The organism is Pseudomonas sp. NUPR-001 (genome assembly GCF_052147955.1).
GTDB lineage: Bacteria > Pseudomonadota > Gammaproteobacteria > Pseudomonadales > Pseudomonadaceae > Aquipseudomonas.
The window spans coordinates 4,088,200-4,106,548 of sequence record NZ_CP197353.1 but is presented as its reverse complement, the minus strand read 5'-3'; the positions used below and the strand labels follow the sequence as shown (position 1 = coordinate 4,106,548).

The window sequence follows — 18,349 nt, the reverse complement described above, 5'->3', positions numbered from 1 at the left end:
CTGGCTCTGGCACGGGCGCTCCGTATAATGCGGGAGTCGCCACTTTAATTGGTTTTAACGGATCGTATATGACTGAACAGCAGCCTGTTGCAGTTCTGGGAGGCGGGAGTTTCGGCACCGCTGTAGCGAATTTGCTGGCGGAAAACGGCATCGGCGTTCGCCAATGGATGCGCGATCCCGAGCAGGCCGAAGCCATGCGCAACAACCGGGAAAACCCGCGTTACCTGAAAGGGGTGAAGATTCACCCAGGCGTTGATCCGGTCAATGACCTGCTGGCGACCTTGAACGACTGCGAGCTGATCTTTGTCGCCTTGCCGTCGAGCGCGTTGCGCAGTGTGCTGGCCCCGCATGCACAACTGCTGGGTGGCAAGATGCTGGTCAGCCTGACCAAGGGCATCGAAGCGCAAAGCTTCAAGTTGATGAGCCAAATCCTTGAAGAAATCGCGCCCCAGGCACGTATCGGCGTGCTGTCCGGGCCAAACCTGGCGCGTGAAGTGGCCGAGCATGCGCTGACCGCCACCGTGGTAGCCAGTGAAGACGAAGCGCTGTGCCAGCGTGTGCAGGCTGTGCTGCATGGGCGCACCTTCCGCGTGTATGCCAGCAGTGACCGTTTTGGCGTTGAGCTGGGCGGGGCGCTGAAAAACGTCTATGCCATCATTGCCGGTATGGCCGTGGCCCTGGGCATGGGCGAGAACACCAAAAGCATGCTGATCACCCGGGCGCTGGCCGAGATGACTCGCTTTGCCGTCAGCCAGGGTGCCAACCCGATGACCTTCCTTGGCCTGGCCGGGGTCGGCGACCTGATCGTCACCTGTTCCTCGCCCAAGAGCCGCAACTATCAGGTCGGCCACGCCCTGGGGCAGGGCTTGAGCCTGGAGGAGGCGGTCAACCGCCTGGGCGAGGTGGCGGAGGGCGTCAATACGCTCAAGGTGCTCAAGGTCAAGGCGAAGGAGGTGCAAGTCTACATGCCGCTGGTAGCGGGCTTGCACGCCATTCTGTTTGAAGGGCGCACGTTGAATCAGGTGATTGAACTGCTGATGCGCGCCGAACCGAAAACCGATGTCGATTTTATCTCCACCAGCGGTTTCAACTGAGTACAGGAGCAAGACATGAACGAATCCCCGAACCAGGCCCAGCGCGAGTCGATCATCCTGCGGGTGTTGTGGATGCTGGTGTTTCTGGTGGTCTGGCAGTTAGCAGAATTGTTGCTGGGCGGATTGGTGCTGGTGCAACTGATCTACCGCCTGATCTACGGTGCGCCCAGTGCCAGCCTGATGAACTTTGGCGATAGCCTCAGCCAGTACCTGGCGCAAATCGGCCGCTTCGGCAGCTTCCACAGCGACACCAAGCCTTGGCCGTTCGCCGACTGGCCAGCGCCGCGCGCGCCAGAAGGCGAGCAGGCCCATAGCGTACCGCCGGCGCCGCATCCGGTGCGTGACGAGGAGCCCAAGCTGTGAAGCTCTGGGTGTTGCGTCATGGCGAAGCCGAACCAAGGGCCAACACCGACGCCGAGCGCCGCTTGACCGCGCACGGTCGTGAGCAAGTGCTACGCAGCGCCGCAGTACTGCTTGGCGAGCCGCTGCAGGCGATCCTTGCCAGCCCCTATGTTCGCGCCCAGCAGACTGCCGGACTGGTTCACCAAGCGCTGGGCTTTGCCGAGCCGGTGCAGACAGTGCCCTGGTTGACCCCGGACAGCGACCCGCAGGCGGTCATCGCCGAGTTGGACACACTGGGCCTGGAGCAGGTGCTGCTGGTCAGCCATCAGCCGCTGGTGAGTACCCTGGTGGGGATGCTCGAGCAAGGGACTCGGCAAGGTCCGCCGATGTCCACGGCAAGCCTGGCCGAGCTCGAAGGCGACTGGCCGCTGGCCGGGCTGATGACCCTGCGCAGCCTTTCCCATCCGTGAACAGGCGGCCCCGTCCAGCCGGGGCCGCTGATCGCATTGACAAAATTACCAGTTGTCGCGGCATAGACGGCTTGCTAGCGTTCGCCAAAATTGTGGGCAAGGTGGCCCAAGGGAACGAGCAATGAGCAACAAGTACCCGCAATTGGTGAGCTCGGTAGACCTGAAGCCGACGCTGGACAAAGTGCAAAACGATCAAGTACTGGACTTCGCCGAGTACCATTTGCTGCGTGACAGCACCGACGCCAAGTTCGACTATCTGATGCGCAAATTCGAAGGCCAGTACGAACTCGGCCAACTGCGCCAGGCCAGTATCCGCATGGCGCATCTGCTGCAGAGCAGTTGCCTGGCCTTGCGTCAGCTGGATCTGGACCCAGAAGACAAACGTCGCGCCCGTGAAGCGCTGGAGCATCAACTGGCGTACATCCAGGCGTGCCTGCGCCGTTCCATGGCCAGTTTTGGCGAGTATTGACCTGATTGCCCTCGGTGATGGCTTTTCCGAACATTGCCGGTTGTGAGTAGCTTGCCGACAATGGCACATCACGTTCCTACGGACAGGCGCCATGTCGCAGCAGATTTTTTTCGCCCATGCCAACGGTTTCCCTTCGGGTACCTACGGCAAGCTGTTTGCCGCGCTTGCACCGGACTATCAGGTGTTTCACCTGCCGCAGCACGCCCATGACCCAAGATTTCCTGTCGACGCCAACTGGCAGCAACTGGTAGATGAGCTGATTCATCATTTGCAACAGCAACCTGGCCCGGTGTGGGGTGTGGGGCATTCGCTGGGTGGCGTATTGCACCTGCATGCGGCGCTGCGTTGCCCCGAATATTATCGCGGGGTGGTCATGCTCGATTCGCCGGTGCTGACCCGGGTTGATCAATGGATGTTGCAGGCCGCCAAACGCCTAGGCTTCATCGACCGTATTACCCCGGCGGGGCGTACCCTGGGACGCCGCGAAGCGTTCACTGACCGTGACAGTGCCCGCGCCTATTTTTCCAGCAAATCGCTGTTCCGCCATTTCGATCCAGAGTGCCTGGAGGCGTATCTGGAACATGGCTTGCAAGACAGTGATGAAGGCTTGCGCCTGCGCTTCGATCCGGCCACTGAAATCAGCATCTATCGCAACATTCCGCACAGCCGACCTGCATCGCCCAGACTGTTGGACTTGCCGCTGGCGATGGTCAGGGGCAGCTCCAGCCGGATTGTACGGCGCCATCACGCCCTGGCCGTGCGCAGCATGCCGCAGGGTGAATATCACAGCTTGCCGGGCGGGCACATGTTCCCGCTGGAACGGCCTACCGATACCGCAAGCCTGATCAAGGGCCTGTTTGACCGTTGGCAGCAGGTGACCAAGTGAGTACTGACATGCAAGAGATTCGTCTGAGCCTGGGGCATATCGAGTTGTCCGCGCAACTGAGCGGCCCGGCCGACGGCATGCCGGTGATCGCCTTGCACGGCTGGCTCGACAACGCTAACAGCTTCGCCCGGCTGGCGCCGAGGTTGTCGGGCCTGCGCATCCTCGCCCTTGATTTGGCTGGCCACGGTCATTCCGATCACCGTCCCGCCGGGGCAGGCTATGCCTTGTGGGATTACGCCCATGATGTGCTGCGGGTTGCCGAGCACATGGGGTGGGAGCGCTTTGCCCTGATCGGTCATTCACTGGGGGCGATCATTTCCGTGGTGCTGGCCGGTTCGCTGCCGGAGCGCATTACCCGCCTGGCGTTGATCGACGGCTTGATTCCGCCCACCAGCGGCCCACAGGATGCCGCCGAGCGTATGGGCATGGCCTTGCAGGCGCAGTTGGACCTGGGGAAAAAGCGCAAGGCCGTACACCCCAGCCTGGAGCAAGCGATCAAGGCGCGGATGAAAGGGGTTGTGGCGGTCAGCAGCGACGCGGCGCAGTTGCTGGCCCAGCGCGGGCTGATGGCGGTACCGGGGGGGTACAGCTGGCGCAGCGACAGCCGCCTGACCTTGCCGTCACCCACGCGCTTGAGCCAGGCCCAGGCATTGAGCTTCGTTCAGCGCATTGCTTGCCCGGCTAAACTGGTGGTCGCTGCCGACGGCATGCTTGCCCGTCACGACGAATTGCTTTCGCAGCTACCCTTCAGTCACGAGGTGTTGCCGGGTGGTCACCATTTGCATGTAAATGACGAAGCGGGCGCGGCCCTTGTTGCAGACTGTTTCAATCACTTCTTTAGCACTTCTTGACTTGCGGCGGTCAACTGTCGAGGCTTGGCGGGTTGAACAGGGAGACAACCATGAACGAGCAAGACATCACTACCCCCTCAAACCTCTTCGGTCGCCTGCATAGCGTGGCGTGCCTATGAAGCTTACGTATTGCGTCCGGGCGGCGATCGCCGGGCTGGGCATGCTGGTGAGCCTGCCATCGCTCGCCGACGGGCTACCGGTGCCGGTTGACGCCAAAGTGGTCGATCAGCGCCCGTCGCAGTTGCAAGAGCGCATCTACCCACTGGGGAGCTTGCGCAAGATCAGCAACCAGCTGCGGGTGGAAGGTAAAGTCGAAAGCCGCGGCCAGGTCAGCTCTGTTACCTATGAGCTACCGCCTGAGCGTGCGGCCAATGAAGCCTTCACCACGGCGCGCGAAGCCCTGCAGAACGACGGCGGCTACCCGCTGTTCTGGTGCCAGGCGCGAGATTGCGGCGAAAACAGCCTGTGGGCCAATGAAGTATTCAAGAACCGCCTGCTGTCGGGCTCCGATGATCAACAGGCATTCATTCTGTTGCGCCGTTCTGCCGAGCAGAACAACACCCTGATTGCGCTGTACAGCATTACCCGTGGCAATAAACGGGCCTACCTGCATGTCGAGGAGTTCGTCGCCGACGCGCCCCTGGGTGAGCTGCTGCCCACGCCGGCCACCGTGCTGCGCGAACTGCGTGATACCGGCAAGCTGGACTACCCTGATCTGGTGGGCGAACCATTACCGGCCTGGGTCACCTTGTTGGGGCGCAGCCTGAATCTGGACAGTACCCTGCGCGTCAGCTTGAGTGGCGCACAGGCCGAAGCCTGGCGCGAGCAACTGGGCAAGGCTGGGGTACGCGTGGCTCGCCTTGAAGTAGGTGACGCCAAGACTGATGGCTTTCACGTCGAACTGATTCGTTGAGCGAGTACCGCATGCCTAACAATGACCGCCTGCTGGTACAGATCATCCTGCTCGGCCTGCTGGGCGCCGGCCTCTGGGTGATGGCGCCGTTCATGTCGGCGTTACTCTGGGGGGCGATTCTGGCGTATGCCAGCTGGCCGTTGATGCGCTTGTTGACGCGCTTGCTGGGCGGTCGCGAAACCCTCGCGGCCGGTTTGTTGACCACGTTATGGATCTTGTTGGTGGCCTTGCCGCTGGTGTGGTTGGGGTTCAACCTGGCCGATCACATCCGCGATGCCACGGCATTTGTCCGTGATGTGCAGGTCGACGGCCTACCCGATGCACCGGACTGGCTGCAGGGCATTCCACTGGTGGGCGAGCGCCTGGTGCGCATGTGGAACACCCTCGATCAACAAGGTGCTGCCTTGCTGACCACGCTCAAACCCTATCTGGGCCAGGTCGGCAACTGGTTGCTGGCGCGCAGCGCACAGATCGGCAGCGGCATGCTCGAACTGACCTTGAGCCTGGTGTTCGTGTTCTTTTTCTATCGTGACGGCCCACGTCTGTCGGCGTTCGTCTTGCGCCTGCTGGATCGGCTGATCGGTGACCGTGCCGAGTATTACCTGGGGCTGGTTGCAGGTACGGTGCAACGGGTGGTCAACGGCGTGATCGGTACCGCGGCGGCGCAGGCGATCCTGGCGCTGATCGGCTTCCTGATTGCCGGCGTGCCGGGCGCCCTGGTGCTGAGTATCGTCACCTTCATGCTCAGCCTGATCCCCATGGGCCCGCCGCTGGCCTGGGTGCCGGCCACTGCCTGGCTGGCCTGGCAAGGCGAGTACGGCATGGCGGTGTTCCTGGGGATCTGGGGCACCTTCATCATCAGCGGCGTCGACAACGTGCTCAAGCCTTACCTGATCAGCCGTGGCGGCAACTTGCCGTTGGTGATTGTGCTGTTGGGGGTGTTCGGTGGCTTGCTGGCCTTCGGCTTCATTGGCCTGTTTATCGGCCCGACGCTGTTGGCCGTAGCCTATAGCCTGCTGCTGGACTGGTCGCGCAGCGAGCCGATCAGCCCGCCGCGTCCTTGAGGTTGTGCGCTGCTCAGTGCTGCGGTGCGATGTTCTTCACCACCGCCAGCTCCGGGTGCGCCACCAGCTTGTCGATGTGCAGCTCGTCGTTGTTCATCCAGATTTCGGTCAGCACCCGGTAGTGCTCCATGTCGCGACAGCGCATACGCAGGCTGTAGTCGAAATGGCCGCTGATCAACTGGCAGTCGAACACCTGCGGGCAGTCGCGTATGCAGGCTTCAAAGGCTTTTTGCGCGGCGCGCCCACTCTGGTTGGAGAGGGCCACCAGCACCAGCAGTGACAATCCGGGTGAAACCTTTTGTTCATCGATGATCGCGCTGTAGCCGCGAATCACTCCGCGCCGCTCCAGCTTGCGCACGCGCTCCAGACAGGGGCGAGGGGTAAGGTGTACCAGTGTCGAGAGCTTTTCAAAGGTGATCCGCCCGTCATGGCGCAGCACCTCGATGATGGCTTCGTCGATCCGGTCCAGCGGCGCTGCGCCCTGCGGGTTGTTGACCTTGGTATCCATACAGGCTCGGCTTCACTTCAATCAATGGTTGACCATGGACATGGTACGACCTTCCTTGGTCAGCGTCTGTAGGAGCGGCGGTGCGGCGACCCGACTTGCCCCGCGAGGCAATGTGCCTGAAGGATCGCTATCGCCGGCCAAGCCCGCTCCTACCGGCGGTTGCTTGAGCAGGGCGAACAGGTCCTTAGGGTTGGCCAGCTCCGGCACCAAGGCGATGTCATGGCCAATGTTCAGGGCTTTAGCCGTGTCGAGCACGTAGCGCAGTGCGGAATAGTCTTCCAGGGCGAAACCGACCGAATCGAACAAGGTCACCTGTTCGGCATGCTCGCGGCCGGGGGCTTTGCCGCTGACCACTTGCCAGAACTCGGTGGTTGGTGAGTCGGCGGGCATCTGCTGGATTTCGCCTTCAACACGGCTCTGCGGTTCGTATTCAACGATCACCCGCGCACGCTCGACGATCTCACGGTGCAGTTCAGTCTTGCCCGGGCAGTCGCCGCCCACGGCATTGAGGTGCATACCGGGTTCGATCATGTCGGGAGTCAGAATGGTGGCGTAGGCTTTGTCAGCGGTGACGGTGGTAACGATATCGGCACCACGTACCGCTTCAGCTACAGAGCCGGCAATGTTCACTTTCAACTGTGGGAAAGCACTGAGGTTGGCGACCAGTTTGGCGCTGGCCTTGGGGTCGATGTCGTACAGGCTGATTTCTTCGATGCCCAGCAGGGCATGGAACGCCAGTGCCTGGAATTCACTTTGCGAGCCGTTGCCGATCAGTGCCATGCGGCGGCTGTCCGGGCGGGCCAGGTAGCGTGCAGCCAGGGCTGAGGTGGCGGCGGTGCGAATCGCCGTGGTCAGGGTCATTTCGCTGAGCAGTACCGGTGCGCCGGTATCAACGTCGCCCAGGGCGCCGAAGGCCATTACCGTGAGCATGCCGCGCTGGGTGTTTTTCGGGTGGCCGTTGACGTACTTGAAGGCATACAGGTGGGTGTCGGACACCGGCATCAATTCGATCACGCCATCGGGTGAATGATTGGCCAGCCGTGGGCATTTTTCGAAGTCGTGCCAGCGCAGGTAGTCCTCACGAATGTACTCGGCCATTTCGCTGATGCAGGTACTCAGGCCTTTGTGGGCAACCAGGCGGCTGAGATCGGTCACATCGATATAGCGGGTCATGATGAACTCCTTTGTTATGGGCACCGCAGCACGGATTCTGGGGCAGTGTGCTTATTGTCGATCCAATGTGCAGGCGATCTCGGCTGAAGCGCGGCGAGGGCTCAGCCGCTTCAGCTGAAATATGTGGTTTGGCAGCGGAATCGGCTGTGCTCAGGTGCGTGCGGGTGTGTCGCAGGTATCGGTCTGATTTTGCGCCTGCAAACGTTTGTAGAGGGTGGTGCGGCTGATGCCCAGGTCGCGGGCGAGGGCGGAGACGTTGCCTTTGAGCGCTTGCAGGCGCAGGTTCAGGTCGTGCTCATCGGGCGCCGGTGCTGGCGCTTGTTCGATGTTGCCTGCAGTCGGCAATTCAGCGAAAAAACTGTCGGGCAGGTGTTCCAGGGCGACCGGCTGCTGGCCTGCCAGGGCCAGGGCGACTTGCAGGGTGCTCGCCAGCTGGCGCACGTTGCCTGGCCAGGGGTGTTGCAGCAAGTGCTGAAGTACCGTGTTGCTCAAGGCCGTCGGTGCTTGTGGGTCGCGGTACTGCGCATGGATCTGCTCGATCAGGGCCAGGCGGTCGCTGCGTTCGCGCAACGGCGGTAACGTCAGGCTAAGCCCGGCCAGGCGATAGTACAGGTCCTGGCGAAAACGCCCCTGGCGCACGCACTCACAAAGGTTTTGGTGGGTGGCGGAGAGGATGCGGATATCCACGGGCACCGGCTCGCCACTGCCCAGTGGCTGGATGCTGCGCGTCTGCAGAAAACGCAGCAGGCGTGCTTGCGTTGGCAGCGGCATGTCGCCGATTTCATCGAGGAACAGAATGCCGTGCTCGGCTTTGCGGATCAGCCCCGGGTTGCCCTTGTGGTGGGCGCCGGTGAACGCACCTTTCTCATAGCCGAACAGTTCCGACTCCACCAGTTCAGCCGGTATGGCCGCGCAGTTCACTGCAATCAGTGCTTGGTTGCGGCGGCTGCTGGCGGCGTGCAGGGCGTTGACGAACACCTCTTTACCGACCCCGGTTTCACCCTGGATCAACAACGGAATGTCTTTTTCCAGTAGCAGCCCGGCCTGGTGCAGGGCTTTGCGGATACGCGGGTCAGTGTCGGCTGCGGGGCGTTTGCTCACCGCTGTCACGGGGCTTTCCAGTGCTGCATGAATCAGGCAGTGAAAGCGATTGCGGCCAGTGACCTGCACGGCAAAGGGCTGTCCGGCTGCGTGCCCCATCAGCGCCGACAGCGGCGTCTGGAATAGCTGTTCGAGATTGCACTGCAGTGCGGGCTGGCCCAGCAGGCTGTCTGCTCGGCGATTGGCGGCAACGATATGGCCGCGGTCATCGAACAGCAGCAGGCCGGCCCATTGGCTGTCGAGGTTGTTCGAGCCGGTGTTGAAGCTCAGTTGCCGGTATTGCCCGGCGTAACGCGCGATGATCAGACGGTTCTCCAGGCTCTGGCTCATCATCCGCACCATGCCCAGGGTTTGCGAGGCGGGCAGGTAGCTGTCGCTGGACACATCCAGCACGCCGATCAGTTGCCGTTGCGCGTCGAACAACGGCGCCGCAGCGCTGGCCATGAAGCGGTTGTGCTTGAGGAAGTGCTCATCCTGGCTGACATGCACCGCCTCGGCACAGGCCAGTGCGGTGCCGATGGCGTTGGTGCCAACTCCTTGTTCGAGCCAGCGCGCCCCGGCGACAAAGCCGTGTTGCTGGCGTGGGTCGATGAAACGTCGCGTGCCCCAGGTTTCCAGCAAGTGGCCTTGTGCATCGCTGAGCATGATCAGGTAGCTGCTATTGCCCAGCAGGTGATTGAACTGCGGGATGACCTCGTCACGGGTGGTGCACAGCAGACGCTGCTGGCGTTCGAGCAGTTCTTCGAGGCTGGCGCCGGACAACCCGGCGAAGTCGGGCACCGACAGCGGCTCCAGGCCGTAGTCGCGACAGCGCGTCCATGAAGCCTGGATCAGTTGGGCATGGGACGCACTGGAGACGGCCATAGGCCTTTCCTCTGCCGGGGGCGGTTTGTTGTTTTTGTGAGATCCAGTGTTGTTCAGTCCTGTTCATTGTCAACGTCAGGGCTGTTCAGGTGTTCAGTGCAGGCTGTTCATTTCTGTTCAGTGGCCAATCGTTGCTGGCGTAGCGGAAAGAGAAAGTCTCATCGGATCAATAGCTTGCTGATCGGTGGCGACACTGGCACGAAACTGGCGTTACCGCCAGCGCTTGCCTGACCACGCACACCAAGGTCGCCCTATGTCGCTTACGTTGGAACGCGTCAGCCGTACCGTCGACAACCAGCGCTGGATTGTCGATGCCAGCCTCAGCTTTGAGCCGGGCTCGTTCAACGTCCTGCTCGGTCGTACGTTGTCGGGCAAAACCAGCCTGATGCGCTTGATGGCCGGGCTGGATCGCCCCGATCAGGGGCGGGTGCTGATGAACGGTGAAGATGTCACCGGCAAGCCCGTGCGCCAGCGCAACGTGTCGATGGTGTACCAGCAGTTCATCAACTACCCGACCTTGAGCGTGTTCGAGAACATTGCCTCACCGTTGCGCCAGGCACGCATGGGTGAGGAAGAAATCCGTCACAAGGTTCATCAGACCGCGCAGATGCTGCGTATCGAACCTTTTTTGCAGCGCCTGCCCCTGGAGCTGTCTGGTGGTCAGCAGCAGCGCACGGCGATGGCCCGGGCACTGGTCAAGGACGCCGAACTGATTCTGTTCGACGAGCCGCTGGTCAACCTCGACTACAAGCTGCGTGAAGAACTGCGCCAGGAAATGCGTGAGCTGTTCGCGGCCCGCCACTGCATTGCCGTGTATGCCACCACCGAACCCAATGAAGCGCTGGCCTTGGGTGGCACCACAACCATTGTTCATGAAGGCCGCATCGTGCAAAGCGGGGTAACCGCTCAGGTCTATCATCAGCCCGCCACCGTACTGGCAGCCGAGCTGTTCTCCGAACCGCCGATCAACCTGATCGCCGGACGCATCAGTGGTAATGAAGTGAGCTTTGCCGGGGCCGTGCACTTTGCCATGAATGCCGACCTGCGTCGGATCGGCGATGGTGATTACCGTTTTGGTGTGCGGCCTAGTCATATCAGCCTGGTGCCGTCCAACGACGATGATCTGGAGTTGGCCGTACGCGTCGAGCTGGCGGAAATCAGCGGCTCAGAAACCTTCCTGCATGTGCGCAACGAACACTTTCGCCTGATCTTGCACCTGTTCGGGGTGCACGAGTACCACGTCGATGCGCCGATTCGGGTGTTCATTCCGACCCACAAACTGTTTGTCTTCGACAGTGCCGGGCAGCTGGTACAAGCACCCGGTGTGCGTGAAGTGAGGAGGGCCTGATGGCTGAGATTCGCCTGCAGCACTTGGCCCACAGCTACAGCCGCCAACCCGAATCGGCAAATGACTACGCGTTGCGCGAACTCGACCATGTCTGGGCCCAGGGCGGCGCCTACGCCTTGCTCGGCCCTTCAGGCTGCGGCAAATCGACGTTGCTCAACATTATCTCCGGCTTGCTCAGCCCCTCCCATGGCCAGGTGTTGTTCGATGGCAACGTAGTGAACGAGCTGTCACCGCAGGCACGCAACATTGCCCAGGTGTTTCAGTTCCCGGTGGTGTACGACACCATGACGGTGTTCGACAACCTCGCGTTCCCTTTGCGCAACCAGGGCCTGGATGAAGCGCGGGTACGCAGCAAAGTGGAAGAAATCGCCGAGGTGCTCGACCTCGGTCCAGCGTTGCGGCGCAAGGCCCGCAACCTCAGTGCCGACGAAAAGCAGAAAGTCTCTATGGGGCGTGGGCTGGTGCGTGATGACGTGTCGGCGATTCTGTTCGACGAGCCGCTGACGGTGATCGATCCGCACCTGAAGTGGAAGCTGCGGCGCAAGCTCAAGCAGATTCATGAGCAGTTCAATATCACCATGATCTACGTGACCCACGATCAACTGGAAGCCTCGACCTTTGCTGACAAGATCGCGGTGATGTACGGCGGGCAGATTGTGCAGTTCGGTACGCCACGGGAATTGTTCGAGCGTCCGCGCCACACCTTTGTGGGCTATTTCATTGGCAGCCCCGGCATGAACCTGATCGATGTTCAGCCGCAACCCGGCGGTGTCGGCTTCGCTGGCGTGCATCTGCCGCTGCCAGAGGCGCTGCAGGCACACCTGGCGCGCATACCTGAGGCGCGTGTGCAGGTGGGCATTCGCCCGGAGTTCGTGCACCTGCGCGAAGCGCCCTTTGATGACGCCTTCAGTGTCGAGGTGGTGGATGTCGAAGACTTGGGCACCTACCGGATTCTCACGGTGGCGCTGCAAGGCGTGACGCTCAAAGTGCGCCTGGGTGAAGACCGCACAGTCCCGGCGCAGCAGGCGTGGATCAGCTTTCCGGCGCAGTGGTTGATGGTCTACGTCAACGACGAACTGCTGGAGGTCGGGCCATGAACAAGGTGCCCAATAACAAGGCGTGGTGGCTGGTGCTGCCGGTGTTCCTGCTGGTGGCGTTCAGCGCCGTGATACCGATGATGACTGTGGTCAACTATTCGGTGCAGGACATTTTCGATCAGTCCAGCCGTTATTTCGTCGGTGCTGATTGGTACCGCCAGGTGCTGCAGGACCCACGCCTGCACGACTCGTTGCTGCGCCAGTTCGTGTATTCCGCCTGCGTGCTGCTGATCGAGATTCCGTTAGGCATCGCCATTGCCCTGACCATGCCAACCAAGGGCCGCTGGTCGTCGCTGTGCTTGATCGTCATGGCGATTCCGCTGCTGATTCCATGGAACGTGGTCGGCACCATCTGGCAGATTTTCGGCCGTGCCGACATCGGCTTGCTCGGCGCTTCACTCAATCAGTTGGGGATTAACTACAACTACGCGGCCAATACCATGGATGCCTGGGTCACGGTGCTGGTGATGGATGTCTGGCACTGGACCTCGCTGGTGGCGTTGTTGTGCTACTCCGGGCTCAGGGCGATCCCGGATGTCTACTATCAGGCGGCGCGCATCGACCGCGCCTCGGCCTGGGCGGTGTTCCGCCACATCCAGCTGCCGAAAATGAAGAACGTGCTGTTGATCGCGGTGATGCTGCGCTTCATGGACAGCTTCATGATCTACACCGAGCCTTTTGTGCTGACTGGAGGCGGGCCGGGTAACGCCACCACCTTCCTCAGCCAGACCCTGACGCAAATGGCGGTAGGGCAGTTTGACCTTGGCCCGGCTGCGGCGTTTTCGCTGGTGTACTTCCTGATCATCTTGTTGGTGTCGTGGCTGTTCTATACCGCCATGACCCATGCCGATAAAGACTAGGAGGCGGCCATGAACCCACGCAAAGCGCTGCCCTTGTTGCTGTACATCCTGTTTTTGCTGGTGCCGATCTATTGGCTGCTGAACATGTCGTTCAAGAGCAACACGGAAATCCTCGGCGGCCTGACCCTGTGGCCGCAGCAATTCACCTTCGACAACTACCGGGTGATTTTTACCGACCCCAGTTGGTACAACGGCTACATCAACTCGCTGTACTACGTGTGCCTGAACACGGTGATTTCACTGAGTGTGGCCTTGCCGGCCGCTTATGCCTTCTCGCGCTATCGTTTTCTCGGTGACAAGCACTTGTTCTTCTGGCTACTGACCAACCGCATGGCGCCGCCAGCGGTGTTTCTGTTGCCATTCTTTCAGCTGTATTCCTCGATCGGTTTGTTCGATACCCACATCGCCGTGGCCCTGGCGCATTGCCTGTTCAATGTGCCATTGGCGGTGTGGATTCTTGAAGGGTTCATGTCTGGGGTGCCCAAGGAAATCGACGAAACCGCTTACATCGACGGCTACAGCTTTCCGCGATTTTTCATCAAGATTTTTGTCCCGCTGATTGGCTCGGGCATCGGCGTCACGGCGTTTTTCTGCTTCATGTTTTCCTGGGTCGAATTGCTGCTGGCGCGCACCTTGACGTCAGTGAGTGCCAAGCCCATTGCAGCAGTGATGACCCGCACCGTCTCGGCTTCGGGGATCGACTGGGGCGTGTTGGCGGCGGCTGGGGTGCTGACGATTTTGCCGGGCATGCTGGTGATCTGGTTTGTCCGTAACCATGTGGCCAAGGGCTTTGCCCTGGGCCGAGTGTAAGGAGGCGCACTATGGAATGGATGGCCTGGACCTTGCCGACGGCGCTGTTTTTTTCTGCCATTGGCCTGCTGCTGGTGGGCATGACCCTGTTTGAAGTGCGGCGGCCTTGTGTGGAGCGCCGCGGCTTTCTACCGATTGCCACCACCCGTGGTGATCGTTTGTTCATCGGGCTTTTGGTCAGTGCGTACCTGCACCTGTTGGTGATCGGGGCCAGCGACTGGAGTCTCTGGGTGGCCTCGCTGCTGTCGGTGGTGTGGCTGTTGGTGGTGATGCGCTGGGGTTAGCCGAACGGGTTCGGTCAGGCTCCATGGGAATACTCAATCGGGAGATCACGATGTTCGACAACAACAAAAACCGGCGACATTTGACCCTGGCCGCCTTGCTTGTGCTGGGTAGTTTCCACGCCAGCGCCTGGGCCGACGCCTATGAAGACGCGGCGAAAAAATGGATCGACAGCGAGTTCAAGCCCTCGACCCTGACCCCGGAGCAGCAGATGGAGGAGTTGAAGTGGTTCATCAAAGCCTCCGAGCCGTTTCGCGGCATGAAGATCAACGTGGTGTCAGAAACCATTGCTACCCACGAATATGAATCGAAAGTCCTGGCCAAGGCCTTCACTGAAATCACCGGGATAAAACTGACCCACGACCTGCTGCAAGAGGGCGACGTGGTCGAAAAGCTGCAGACCCAGATGCAGTCGGACAAGAACATCTACGACGGCTGGGTCAACGACTCGGACCTGATCGGTACGCACTTTCGCTATGGCAAGACAGAGTCGATCACCGACCTGATGGCCAATGAAGGTAAGGACTACACCTCGCCGACTCTGGACCTGAAAGACTTTATCGGCCTTTCCTTCACCACCGCGCCCGACGGCAAGGTCTATCAGTTGCCTGATCAGCAGTTCGCCAACCTTTACTGGTTTCGTGCCGACTGGTTCGACAGGCCCGAGCTGAAAGCCAAGTTCAAGGAAAAATACGGCTACGAGCTGGGGGTGCCGGTGAACTGGTCGGCGTACGAAGACATCGCCAAGTTCTTCAGCGAAGACGTCAAAGAGATCGATGGCAAGCGCGTCTACGGGCATATGGACTACGGCAAGAAAGACCCCTCGCTGGGTTGGCGCTTTACCGATGCCTGGTTCTCCATGGCCGGTGGTGGCGACAAGGGTTTGCCCAACGGATTGCCGGTGGATGAGTGGGGTATTCGCGTAGAAGACTGCCACCCAGTGGGCTCCAGCGTTACCCGTGGTGGCGACACCAACGGCCCGGCGGCGGTGTATGCCACACAAAAGTACGTCGACTGGATGCGTGCGTATGCGCCACCTGAAGCCCAGGGCATGACCTTCTCCGAGTCGGGGCCGGTGCCGTCGCAGGGCAACATCGCCCAGCAGATTTTCTGGTACACCGCCTTTACCGCCGACATGACCAAGCCGGGATTGCCGGTGATGAACGCCGATGGCACGCCGAAATGGCGGATGGCGCCTTCACCGAAAGGGCCGTACTGGGAAGAGGGCATGAAGCTGGGCTACCAGGATGCCGGTTCCTGGACCTTCCTCAAATCGACCCCGGAGAAACAGCGCTTGGCGGCCTGGCTGTACGCCCAGTTCGTCACCTCCAAAACCGTCTCGCTGAAGAAGACCATCGTTGGCCTGACGCCGATTCGTGAGTCGGACATCAACTCCCAGGCCATGACTGATTTGGCGCCCAAGTTGGGTGGATTGGTGGAGTTCTACCGCAGCCCGGCGCGCGTGCAATGGACCCCGACCGGCACCAACGTACCGGACTATCCGCGCCTGGCGCAGCTGTGGTGGAGCCACATTGCCGAAGCGGCCAGCGGTGAAAAAACGCCGCAAGAGGCGCTGGATGGACTGGCCCGGGATCAGGACAAAATCCTCGAACGCCTGGAACGCTCCAAAGCGCAGGCCACCTGCGCACCGAAACTCAATCCGGAGCGAGATGCCCAGTACTGGTTTGACCAGCCGGGTGCGCCGAAACCGAAACTGGCGAACGAAAAGCCCAAAGGCGAAACCGTGAGCTACAGCGAACTGCTCAAGTCGTGGGAGGCGGCCCGCAAATAGCCCATGTGGGGGCGGGCTTGCCCCGCGATAGCGGTGTGTCAGCCGACATCGCATCGCGGGGCAAGCCCGCTCCCACCGGCCCGCTGAAATGCTTTAAATCCGTTGCACCCCGACGCCATCAAGCACGGCATCGACCAGCGCCCGCGCCGTCTCGATGTGCTGACCGGCACCCGAAACCAAGGAGCGGTCATTGAGCGTGAGGTGATCAAGCGCATCGCAGACTGTGGCTTCAGCGCAGCGCAGTAACTGACAGGCATGCAGCAGCGCTTCTTCGGCGGGGATGCCAGCGCGGATGTTGAACATGAGGTTGGTGCCGAAAGGGGTATCGGCAGTGGAAGCCTTGGCCAGGTCGAGGCTGGGTGGATCAGGGACGATTTTTTTCATGATTGCCCTCAAGTTATGAAGCAACCACGCCTTGCTGCTAAACAAAGGGTGGCAGCTGTACGCGGGTTAGCAGACCGGTAACTCGAGGAACCCGGCGCACCCGAAGGCGCCCCACGTACAACCGCCATAAAGCGTTGTGCCGTCGACATCGAGTTATGAGCCGGACTGCTAAATCCGATCACTGGATTTTCCAGCGACGGCAGCAGCCTAGGCCCGCGCAGGCGCTGGCACAACAGCGCAACGGCGCCGGCAGTATGATTCAGAACGGTCTGACAGAAAACGCCTACCGCATCTCCACATTTCGCTGCTACTGGTAGGAAATCATTGCTATCGCGGGGCAAGCCCGCTCCCACAGGCAAAACATCACATCCGGTGGGAGCGGGCTTGCCCCGCGATCAACTTAAAGCCAGGCACAAAAAAACGGCACCTTCACAGGCACCGTTTTTGATCCAGCCATCACACCTTACTTATGCAACGTTTCCGCCGCATACAAGGTGTTCTCCAGCAGGCAAGCACGGGTCATCGGGCCGACGCCACCTGGTACCGGGGTGATCCAGCCAGCGCGGGGCAGGGCGGTCTCGTAGACCACGTCGCCAACCAGCTTGCCATCTTCCTGACGGTTGATACCGACGTCGATGACAATCGCGCCTTCCTTGATCCACTCACCTTTGACCAGGCCAGGTTTACCTGCAGCCACCACCACCAGGTCAGCACGGCCAACGTGGCCGGCCAGGTCTTTGGTGAAACGGTGGGTCACGGTCACGGTGCAACCGGCCAGCAACAGTTCCATCGCCATCGGGCGGCCGACAATGTTCGACGCACCGACGACCACTGCGTTCATGCCGTACAGGTCCTGACCGGTGCTTTCCAGCAGGGTCATGATGCCTTTCGGTGTGCACGGGCGCAGGAGAGGAATACGTTGGGCCAGGCGACCGACGTTATAAGGATGGAAACCATCGACATCTTTATCCGGGCGAATGCGCTCGAGCAGCAACGACGCATCCAGATGGGCCGGCAGTGGCAACTGCAGCAGGATACCGTCGACGTTCGCATCATCATTAAGGCGATCGATCAGGTCAGTCAGGGCCTGCTGCGTGGTCTCGCTGGGCAGGTCGAATGCCTGGGAAATAAAGCCGACTTCTTCACAATCCTTGCGCTTGTGCGAAACATAGACTTGGGAAGCGGGGTCGGTGCCGACCAGGATCACCGCCAGGCCTGGAGTACGCAGGCCTTGCTGGCGACGCTCCTCAACACGTTGGGCGATCTGCTGGCGCAGGTTGGCGGCGATCGCCTTACCGTCAATAAGGTGTGCAGTCATGTCGCGTGATTAACCATCGAGAGGGAATAAAAAGAGCGCGTATTCTCGCATGAAGGGGGCCGAGGGCAAAGGCGCTTGGTCCGGCCATTTCCCTAACCCCTTAAATAAAATGAATTTTTTTCAAAAAAGAGTTGACGACCTAACCACTCGTCTATAACATTCGTCGCACTTGTCGGGCAGAGCCTAGCACTGGTTAGCAAGGTCAGGCAGAATGAGCGGATTTGGTAGCTTGTTCGGTACGGCTAAAAGTTAATTTGTAATCGTAACAGAAAGCAGATTAAATATGCGCCCGTAGCTCAGCTGGATAGAGCATCCGCCTTCTAAGCGGATGGTCGCAGGTTCGAGTCCTGCCGGGTGCGCCAATAGGCAGCTTAGGCACAAGTAAAGCGGTAAATGCAATATGGTGGGCGTAGCTCAGTTGGTAGAGCACAGGATTGTGACTCCTGTTGTCGTGGGTTCGATCCCCATCGTCCACCCCATATTCCAGAAGGCGCCCGATGAAAATCCGGCGCCTTTGCTTTAAAAGCTTCATGCGGACGTGGTGAAATTGGTAGACACACTGGATTTAGGTTCCAGCGGCGCAAGCTGTAAGAGTTCGAGTCTCTTCGTCCGCACCATCCAAGCTTTCACTGCCCTTCGCTGAAGTGCATGAAAGCCTCGAAAAAGCCGCCTAGTGCGGCTTTTTTCGTTTCTGCAGGTCTTCAAGCGTCTCGCTCTTCCGTT

At 60.4% G+C, this 18,349-nt stretch carries 18 protein-coding genes, 3 tRNA genes and 1 pseudogene; 17 read left to right on the top strand and 5 right to left on the bottom strand.

What is annotated here, in order from left to right; translation table 11 throughout:
• Positions 1–68: 68 nt before the first annotated feature.
• The 8 genes from ACP6KB_RS18740 to ACP6KB_RS18705 all read left to right on the top strand — a co-directional run bounded on the left by ACP6KB_RS18740 (position 69) and on the right by ACP6KB_RS18705 (position 6,089).
• A complete protein-coding gene (locus ACP6KB_RS18740; RefSeq protein WP_442108819.1) occupies positions 69–1,094 on the top strand; it encodes an NAD(P)H-dependent glycerol-3-phosphate dehydrogenase in 1,026 nt (341 codons plus the stop codon).
• Positions 1,095–1,109: 15 nt separating this feature from the next.
• Positions 1,110–1,457: a DUF4389 domain-containing protein gene (locus tag ACP6KB_RS18735; protein ID WP_442108818.1), complete on the top strand. Its 348-nt coding sequence runs from the start codon at positions 1,110–1,112 to the stop codon at positions 1,455–1,457.
• The gene (gene sixA / locus ACP6KB_RS18730; RefSeq protein ID WP_442108817.1) at positions 1,454–1,906 is read left to right on the top strand and encodes a phosphohistidine phosphatase SixA; all 453 of its coding nucleotides are present in this window, start codon (positions 1,454–1,456) and stop codon (positions 1,904–1,906) included. The genes ACP6KB_RS18735 and sixA overlap by 4 nt, the downstream gene beginning before the upstream one ends.
• A gap of 121 nt (positions 1,907–2,027) precedes the next feature.
• On the top strand, positions 2,028–2,375 hold the full coding sequence (locus ACP6KB_RS18725; protein WP_442108816.1) for a hypothetical protein: 348 nt from the start codon (positions 2,028–2,030) through the stop codon (positions 2,373–2,375).
• A gap of 91 nt (positions 2,376–2,466) precedes the next feature.
• Positions 2,467–3,261, top strand: a complete 795-nt coding sequence (locus tag ACP6KB_RS18720) for an alpha/beta fold hydrolase (RefSeq protein ID WP_442108815.1) — start codon at positions 2,467–2,469, stop codon at positions 3,259–3,261.
• 8 nt (positions 3,262–3,269) lie between these two features.
• Positions 3,270–4,112 (top strand): alpha/beta hydrolase, encoded by an 843-nt coding sequence (locus ACP6KB_RS18715; protein ID WP_442108814.1) that lies wholly within the window; start codon positions 3,270–3,272, stop codon positions 4,110–4,112.
• 115 nt (positions 4,113–4,227) lie between these two features.
• Positions 4,228–5,025: a DUF4892 domain-containing protein gene (locus ACP6KB_RS18710; RefSeq protein ID WP_442108813.1), complete on the top strand. Its 798-nt coding sequence runs from the start codon at positions 4,228–4,230 to the stop codon at positions 5,023–5,025.
• An 11-nt stretch (positions 5,026–5,036) separates the two neighbouring features.
• The gene (locus ACP6KB_RS18705; RefSeq protein WP_442108812.1) at positions 5,037–6,089 is read left to right on the top strand and encodes an AI-2E family transporter; all 1,053 of its coding nucleotides are present in this window, start codon (positions 5,037–5,039) and stop codon (positions 6,087–6,089) included.
• Between the two features lie 13 nt (positions 6,090–6,102).
• Here ACP6KB_RS18705 and ACP6KB_RS18700 read toward each other — a convergent pair whose 3' ends face one another.
• From ACP6KB_RS18700 to ACP6KB_RS18690, 3 genes and pseudogenes are all read right to left on the bottom strand, one after another.
• A complete protein-coding gene (locus tag ACP6KB_RS18700) occupies positions 6,103–6,597 on the bottom strand; it encodes an Lrp/AsnC family transcriptional regulator (RefSeq protein ID WP_442108811.1) in 495 nt (164 codons plus the stop codon).
• A 153-nt stretch (positions 6,598–6,750) separates the two neighbouring features.
• Positions 6,751–7,770, bottom strand: a pseudogene (locus ACP6KB_RS18695) (ornithine cyclodeaminase); the annotation flags it as partial.
• A 150-nt stretch (positions 7,771–7,920) separates the two neighbouring features.
• Complete coding sequence (locus ACP6KB_RS18690) at positions 7,921–9,735, bottom strand: sigma-54-dependent Fis family transcriptional regulator (RefSeq protein ID WP_442108810.1); 1,815 nt, start codon at positions 9,733–9,735, stop codon at positions 7,921–7,923.
• A gap of 253 nt (positions 9,736–9,988) precedes the next feature.
• On the opposite strand from ACP6KB_RS18690, the gene ACP6KB_RS18685 reads away from it, so the two are divergent.
• From ACP6KB_RS18685 to ACP6KB_RS18660, 6 genes are read left to right on the top strand one after another with little or no spacing between them, the layout of a single operon-like run.
• Positions 9,989–11,083: an ABC transporter ATP-binding protein gene (locus ACP6KB_RS18685; protein ID WP_442108809.1), complete on the top strand. Its 1,095-nt coding sequence runs from the start codon at positions 9,989–9,991 to the stop codon at positions 11,081–11,083.
• Positions 11,083–12,180, top strand: coding sequence for an ABC transporter ATP-binding protein (locus ACP6KB_RS18680; protein ID WP_442108808.1), 1,098 nt, complete (start codon positions 11,083–11,085; stop codon positions 12,178–12,180). The genes ACP6KB_RS18685 and ACP6KB_RS18680 overlap by 1 nt, the downstream gene beginning before the upstream one ends.
• Positions 12,177–13,040, top strand: coding sequence for a carbohydrate ABC transporter permease (locus ACP6KB_RS18675; protein WP_442108807.1), 864 nt, complete (start codon positions 12,177–12,179; stop codon positions 13,038–13,040). The genes ACP6KB_RS18680 and ACP6KB_RS18675 overlap by 4 nt, the downstream gene beginning before the upstream one ends.
• Positions 13,041–13,049: 9 nt before the next feature.
• Positions 13,050–13,850 carry a carbohydrate ABC transporter permease gene (locus ACP6KB_RS18670; protein ID WP_442108806.1) on the top strand — a complete coding sequence of 267 codons (801 nt, stop codon included), beginning with the start codon at positions 13,050–13,052 and terminating at the stop codon, positions 13,848–13,850.
• An 11-nt stretch (positions 13,851–13,861) separates the two neighbouring features.
• The gene (locus tag ACP6KB_RS18665; RefSeq protein WP_442108805.1) at positions 13,862–14,134 is read left to right on the top strand and encodes a DUF2160 domain-containing protein; all 273 of its coding nucleotides are present in this window, start codon (positions 13,862–13,864) and stop codon (positions 14,132–14,134) included.
• Between the two features lie 50 nt (positions 14,135–14,184).
• Positions 14,185–15,924, top strand: a complete 1,740-nt coding sequence (locus tag ACP6KB_RS18660; RefSeq protein ID WP_442108804.1) for an ABC transporter substrate-binding protein — start codon at positions 14,185–14,187, stop codon at positions 15,922–15,924.
• Between the two features lie 93 nt (positions 15,925–16,017).
• Here ACP6KB_RS18660 and ACP6KB_RS18655 read toward each other — a convergent pair whose 3' ends face one another.
• The gene (locus ACP6KB_RS18655; RefSeq protein ID WP_442108803.1) at positions 16,018–16,308 is read right to left on the bottom strand and encodes a DUF6124 family protein; all 291 of its coding nucleotides are present in this window, start codon (positions 16,306–16,308) and stop codon (positions 16,018–16,020) included.
• A 463-nt stretch (positions 16,309–16,771) separates the two neighbouring features.
• Complete coding sequence (gene folD, locus ACP6KB_RS18650) at positions 16,772–17,626, bottom strand: bifunctional methylenetetrahydrofolate dehydrogenase/methenyltetrahydrofolate cyclohydrolase FolD (RefSeq protein WP_442108802.1); 855 nt, start codon at positions 17,624–17,626, stop codon at positions 16,772–16,774.
• 285 nt (positions 17,627–17,911) lie between these two features.
• Here folD and ACP6KB_RS18645 point away from each other — a divergent pair.
• The 3 genes from ACP6KB_RS18645 (at position 17,912) to ACP6KB_RS18635 (ending at position 18,243) form a co-directional block, all read left to right on the top strand.
• Positions 17,912–17,988: transfer RNA gene (locus ACP6KB_RS18645), tRNA-Arg, on the top strand.
• A gap of 41 nt (positions 17,989–18,029) precedes the next feature.
• A tRNA-His gene (locus tag ACP6KB_RS18640) sits at positions 18,030–18,105 on the top strand.
• Between the two features lie 53 nt (positions 18,106–18,158).
• Positions 18,159–18,243: transfer RNA gene (locus ACP6KB_RS18635), tRNA-Leu, on the top strand.
• Positions 18,244–18,349: the final 106 nt, after the last annotated feature.